At 49.9% G+C, this 2,133-nt stretch carries 1 protein-coding gene; it reads left to right on the forward strand.

All coding sequences use genetic code 11. The features are described from left to right. Positions 1 to 1,175 precede the first annotated feature (1,175 nt). Positions 1,176 to 2,133 (forward strand): hypothetical protein (locus CKO36_RS18795; RefSeq protein ID WP_200286434.1); only part of this gene is annotated, 958 nt, incomplete at its 3' end.

Below are 2,133 nucleotides of genomic sequence, written 5' to 3' on the forward strand. Positions count from 1 at the left end.
GGCTCACTTCGATGGTGATCTCTTCGCCCGAACGCCGAACAACCGTGGCCATGATCGCTCCTCGCCTCATCATTTACAGAGGCTTAGAGCATACTCCTCGAAATAACATCTTGTCGAGGCCGCACCCGAGCCTTCTATGCGATTTCTGTTCGTCGGCTCGCACCTTTGCGCTCGGGCTTCCTCCAGACAGACCCTCACGGGGCTGCCCTTGCCGTCGGCTAGTGGTTGTTTCCGTCCGCTGCGCGGACATCTCAGGTACTCCCACAGGGGACTTCCACCCCATCAGTTCATGCCCATGCCGGGCGTAATCGGGTCGCCGGGGGTTTTTCTCCCCCGGCTCCCACAGCACCCCGCATGCGGGTCCGCACGGGGCGCTTCCTCCGGATTGGAAAAGACAACCGTTAATGGCCGCTTTCAACGCTGGTTACACGATGCATCGCCACGATCCTTTCACCCGGTCGGGTACGGTAAGATCAGTGAGACACACGTGGCTCACTCGTTGCCGAAGGTTCAGGCCTTCACCCTGTCCCACCCATTACGGTGGGCGTTTGGCTACTATGCCGTCTGCTGACTTCTGTCTCATCACGCCAAGCGTTGCCGCACGACGCGCTGCCCGAGTCACGGCAGGGTCCGGTGGCGATTCCAGCGCTTTCGCGTCGGCCCTCAGTCCGGCTCCCCTGGCGACCACAGCCCCCGTAGGGTTCGATGGCGATTCCAGCCCTTTCGGACGGGGCCTCAGTTCGACTCCCATAGGCACACGGACCGCTCGCAAGACAGATCTCCCCGGATAAGAACATGAACTTTCTCTGCACAACCTCGCCATTTACCGTACCCACGTCGGATCACCGGGCTTCGCTATCTGTGGCTAGCTCGCCCCCGGGCTCGGTCTTCTATGACGTTTCTGTTCGTAGGCTCGCAGATTTGCTCCAGGCTTCCTTCAGACTTCGCCTCGCGGCTCGGCCCTTGCCCTTCGCTAGTCGTTTTCGCCTGATCAGAGACCAGACGGTGATCCTCCTACAGGGGACTTTCACCCCATTAGTTCATGCCCATGCCGGGCGTACCACAAATCATTGCAGCGGACATTTGACCCGCCACGCACTTTTGCTTCCGCAAAAGCACGCGTCGTCTCAAACGCCGCTGAATTCAGGCGTTAGCCATTTTATTGAGAATCAGGCATGTCTGAAAAATCGCCATTATTTATAAGTTCCATGGAACTGCTTGGGCATGCAGTCGAGCTCCTGGAACTTGATGAAGACAAGAAAAATAAATTTATCGTTCTGCATATAAGCAATGCTGTAGAGCTATTGTTGAAAGACATGGTCATTGATATTGGTCAATCTATTTATGAAAGTAATAACAAAAATACGATTGTCGTTTGGAAGGCGTTTTCTATCCTTGATTCCCACGGCATAAAAATCAAGCATAGGCCCAATATTGAAATGCTGATAGATGATAGAAATGTAATTCAGCATAAATTTGGATATCCGAGTCGTGAATCAGTACTGTATTACCTTGATTTTGTAATAGATTTGTTTCGTACGTGCATGCACGATCATTATTCAATTGAGTTTGATGAAATCGCCGAAGAGTACTTTACAGAAAACGGAATGCAGTTAATTGGGCTAGGTAATGAAAATGTATTTTCAAAAGTTGATGCTATTGCAAAATATGACATGCTTTCGGCTATTTCCACTGCATACTCATTACTTGAAGCAAAATCTCATGAACTGCTAGGGCATGATGAGTTATCAAGGCCTGTGATGATCTGGCATGACAAAAGATTTTATTCGCTACTCAAACTTATCGACTCATCAGTAATGGAAAACAAGCGACCTAGAGAATATTTTGATTCAATACGCCAGCTAAGGAATATATCTGTTCATCGCCAACACCATAATCCAGAAGAGCACGATAAAGAGTTGGGTGCGGGGCTAAAGAAAATAAAAGACTTATACAATGCCATAAGTGGGATACCTGAGGAAGAAATTGCTAAGGTAATAAAAAATACCCAAGTTGCCACCTTGATAAGCTGGCGTCCATCGGAGTTTGCTAGCGTTGTAAGTACCCCTACTGCACAACGACTGGCGAGGAACCCCGATGGACACAAAGATTATATTCGTATACTGCCTTTGT

Source organism: Rhabdochromatium marinum (genome assembly GCF_016583795.1).
GTDB classification, from domain to species: domain Bacteria; phylum Pseudomonadota; class Gammaproteobacteria; order Chromatiales; family Chromatiaceae; genus Rhabdochromatium; species Rhabdochromatium marinum.